The sequence below is a fragment of the Pseudomonas sp. LRF_L74 genome, from assembly GCF_965644255.1.
GTDB lineage: Bacteria > Pseudomonadota > Gammaproteobacteria > Pseudomonadales > Pseudomonadaceae > Aquipseudomonas.
In genome coordinates this window covers 1-4,547 of sequence record NZ_CBFFRH010000024.1, presented here as the reverse complement: position 1 = coordinate 4,547, position 4,547 = coordinate 1, and the positions used below count along the sequence as shown (strand labels likewise).

Sequence of the window (4,547 nt, the reverse complement as noted above, 5' to 3'; positions counted from 1 at the left end):
CGCAACGCGTCGATATCCAGAGGCCCCTTGAACCGCAGAGCAGTCGGCATGTTATAAGCCGTGCTCTCCGGCTCCAGCTGCCAGAGGAACCATTGACGCTGTTGGGCGTATGAAAGAGGCGTGCGATCAAAAAACAATTTAACTGCTGGAAGTGGAAGGTTAGCCGGAGAAATGTTTTCGGCATGCATTCTCTGCAAGTAAGTCTTACGTTTTTCCAGAGGCATAGTAACGAAGCGCTTGGCAATATTAAGCGCCATCTCAATATCCATTTAAATCCCCTCCAACTCTTCTGCAAATATATCCAAACGCTCTAATTTCTCACTAAACAACGAGGAACTCGACGCATGTAAAACCTCAGAAAACTCTTTAAGCACAGGAGTTTTAAAAAGAACTAGAGGCTCTATCTTAAACCCAAGCAATAGCTGTAATCTGGAAATAACAGAAATAGCCAATAGGGAGTGGCCACCTAGTTCAAAGAAGTTGTCAGTCAAACCGACCTTGTCTATCTTCAACACGTCTGCCCATATTTCAGAAATCTGCTGTTCCAGCTCACTCTGCGGGGCCACATACTCCTGCTGCAGTTGACTGGCGTCCGGCTTCGGCAGTGCTTTACGATCCAGCTTCCCGTTCGGCGTCAGTGGCATCTTCTTCAGGAACAGCAAGTGCGCCGGCACCATGTAGTCTGGAAGATTAGCTTTCAGGTGCTCACGCACTACAGTACGCAAAGAAACCTGTTGATCGGCCATATCATCTTCGGTGATCAAGTAGGCAACTAGTTGCTTACCGCTTGAGCCTTCGATGTCCACAACGACTGCTTCGCGCACAGCATCAAGCTCTTGCAGTCGTGCCTCGATTTCGCCCAGTTCGATACGGAAACCGCGAATCTTCACTTGGTAATCGATGCGGCCCAGATAATCGACCACGCCATCGGCACGAGCTCGAGTCAGGTCACCACTTCGGTAGACCCGCTCACCATCGCCGAACAGGTCCGGTATGAAACGTTCGGCGGTCAGATCGGGGCGGTCCAGATAACCGCGAGCGATACCATAACCACCTAAGTACAACTCACCAGCGAACCCTACTGGCAGCAGGTTCAAGTCATTGCCGAGGATGTAGCTACGACGACGCCCCACCAGCTTGCCGATCGGCGCATAGGCTGCGCCACAAGGCTCGCCTTCACTAGCTTTCCACAATAGCGGCGTCACGACCGTTTCGGTCGGCCCATATCCATTGAACAGGTATTTGGGACGCAGTGCCTTCCAGGCCAACTCATAACTGGCTTGCGGCATCGCGTCACCACCGAAGCAGTAGACGCGTGTCGACGGCGGATTACCTTCAAGCAATGCATGCTCAGCCAGTTGCTGCAAATAGATCGGCGGGAACACACTCATGGTCACGCCGTGCTTACGCATTTGCGCGTAGGTGTGCTCCGGCAACCACAGGCTGTCGTCACGAACAAGAACCCGAGCACCGTTGATCAATGGGTGCATCCAGCCTTCATGGGAACCATCAAAGGCAAAAGACATGAAGTGCAGTTCGCAATCGTCAGGGCTTGTTTCGTACAGCTCGCCAAGCGCCTGGACATGAGCCACCAGCGGCCCGTGGGATACTGCGACCCCCTTAGGCTTGCCGGTCGAGCCCGAGGTATAGATCACATAGGCGAGGTTGTCTTCTGCGATGGATACGTTGGGTGCGCTATCCGAATAGGCACTCCAAGTCTCTCGCTGATCGAGCAGAACCGTGGTCAGTCCTGTCGGTATAGCGAGGACATCGAGAAAATCGCTCTGGGTCAACACCAGAGCCGCTGCGCAGTCTTCCATCATGTACAGCAGCCGGTCCTGTGGATAGGCCACATCCAGCGGCACATAAGCACCACCAGCCTTGAGCACAGCCATGAACGCCACCATGATCTCGGCAGAGCGGCGCATGGCGATGGCCACCCGCACTTCAGGGCCGACACCCAGCTCGATCAGGCGATGAGCAAGGCGGTTGGCCTGGCTATCGAGCTGAGCGTAGGTCAGGTGCTGATCGTCGAAGAGGATCGCCAGCGCATCGGGTGTTTGCTGGGCGCGATCTTCGAACAACTGATGCACATAACGATCGCTTGGGTAGACCGCGGCACGTTGATCCCATTGAGAGAGGATGTACTGCGATTCAGCATTATCCAGCATCGGCAGTGAGCTGATGAGATGCTCAGGCGTTTTGACAATTCCCTCTAACAGATTGACCCAATGCCTGGTCAGTCGCTCGATGCTAGCTTCATCAAACAAGGCCGTCGCGTAGCACAAAGAGGCACCGATACCATTCGCATGTTCGTATGTATCCAACGTCAAATCGAACTTGGCATTGCTTTGTTCAGTGAATAGCGCATCTACCGTCAGCCCCGGTAAGGTAAGGCTTTCTCCTAAAGCCTGGCTCTGATGGTTGTACATCACCTGGAACAACGGGCTATGGCTCAGGCTGCGCTCTGGATGCAACGCCTCGACCAACTGCTCGAATGGCAGATCCTGATGCGCCTGAGCCTCAAGCGCAGTTTGCTGAACCTGCTTCAGCAGTGCGCTGAACGTCGTGTCCAGGTTGAACTCTGCTTTGAGCACCTGAGTGTTGACGAAGAAACCAATCAACCTTTCAGTTTCGACCCGATTGCGGTTGGCAATCGGTACCCCGACACGAATGTCGTCCTGACCCGAGTAGCGATGCAGCAAGGTCTGGAAGCTGGCCAATAGCACCATGAACAGGGTAACGCCCTGCTGCTGGACAACACGTTTCAGCGCGCTGGCTAACGCCTCATCAAGCTCTATGGCCAAGCTGGCCCCAGCATGGTTCTGTACCATTGGGCGTGGACGATCAGTCGGCAGCTCCAGCACCGGCTGCACATCACCCAATTGGGATTTCCAGTAGGTCAGTTGTCGGTCCTGCTCCCCTGCTTCCATCCAGTTACGCTGCCAGACTGCGTAGTCGGCGTATTGAATCGCCATTTCCGGCAGTTTTGCCATTTGACCAGATCGGCAAGCCTCATAAAGCTGAATAAGCTCATCGACCATGACTCGCGTCGACCAAGCATCGGAAACGATATGGTGCAGGGTCAGCATCAGTACGTGATCGTCTTCGGCCAGTTGCAGCAGTTTCACGCGCAGCAACGGTCCTTTTTCCAAATCGAATGGACGTTGTGCTTCCGTGTCGACCAGAGCCTCGAGCATGTGCTCCTCGGTCATCTCCACACTGATCTCGAAGGGGGCGCCTGGATGAATCACTTGAATCGCCAGGTCACCATCCTGACTGAAGGTCGTGCGTAGAGGCTCATGGCGGGCGATTAATGCTTCGAAGCTCGATCGCAATGCTTCGATGTCTAGCGAACCTTTGAGACGCAAGGCGGTCGGCATGTTGTAGGCCGAGCTTTCCGGTTCCAATTGCCAGAGGAACCATAGGCGTTGCTGGGCGTAGGACAACGCTAAAGGCTGATCACGGCGTACCTGAGTAAACATAGGCACCTGGTTTTTCTCCCCACTTAAAGCCCCCCTCTTGGTGAAATCACCAAGCTCGGGCGCTTCAAACAGAGCCTTCAGTGCAACCTCTCGGCCCAATACTTGCCGTATGCGGGATATGACCTGAGTGGCAAGTAGCGAATGACCGCCCAGTTCGAAGAAGTTATCGCTCAGGCCGACCCGTTCTACCTTCAGCACATCCGCCCAAATCGCTGCGATCTGCTGCTCAAGCTCGCTCTGCGGCGCCACATACTCCTGCTGCACTTGACTCGCATCCGGCTTCGGCAGGGCCTTGCGATCCAGCTTGCCATTTGGCGTCAACGGCATCGTCTCCAGGAACACCAGATGCGCTGGAACCATGTAGTCCGGCAGCGAACCTTTCAGGTGTTCACGCACCTCCGCACGCAAATCTGCCTGGCTCAGTTGTTCGGCATCAGCGACCAAATAGGCCACCAGTTGCTTGCCGTTCGGACCATCGATATCAACAACCAGCGTTTCGCGGATAGCCCTGTGTTCTTGAAGGCGCGCCTCGATCTCACCCAACTCAATGCGGAAACCACGAATCTTCACTTGATGGTCGATACGACCGACGTACTCGATCACGCCATCATCGAGATAACGCGTCAGGTCACCAGTGCGATACAGCCGGCCGCCACCCTGTTCACTGCTGTCGAAGGGATCGGGAATGAAGCGCTCAGCAGTCAATGCCGGACGGTTGAAGTAACCACGGGCAAGTAGCTCACCACCAATGGTCAACTCACCAATCGCACCGTTGACGACGATCTTGCCGAAGTGATCCAACAGATAGATAGTCCTGCCAGGCAACACCTTGCCGATCGGCATCAAGACCGGAAGTGGCTCCTTGCCCGACAGGTAATCGGCACAATCATGGGCACTGACCGTCACCGTCGCTTCAGTCGGGCCATAGGTATTCAGCAGGTGAACATGCTCAAGACCCGCTTTCTTCCAAGCAGCAACGCCTTCTGGCGGCATCGCCTCACCGCCTGAGTGGAATTGATGCAAGCGGCCATAATCTCGCGGCCCTTTTTCCGCGAAATCCTT

At 54.7% G+C, this 4,547-nt stretch carries 2 protein-coding genes; both read right to left on the bottom strand.

Translation table 11 applies throughout. The features are described from left to right. A partial coding sequence (locus ACSZPK_RS26875) for a condensation domain-containing protein (RefSeq protein ID WP_437884667.1) occupies positions 1-269 on the bottom strand: 269 nt, incomplete at its 3' end. Continuing rightward, positions 270-4,547: amino acid adenylation domain-containing protein (locus ACSZPK_RS26870; RefSeq protein WP_437884666.1), on the bottom strand; the 4,278-nt coding region annotated here is incomplete at its 5' end. It lies immediately after the preceding gene.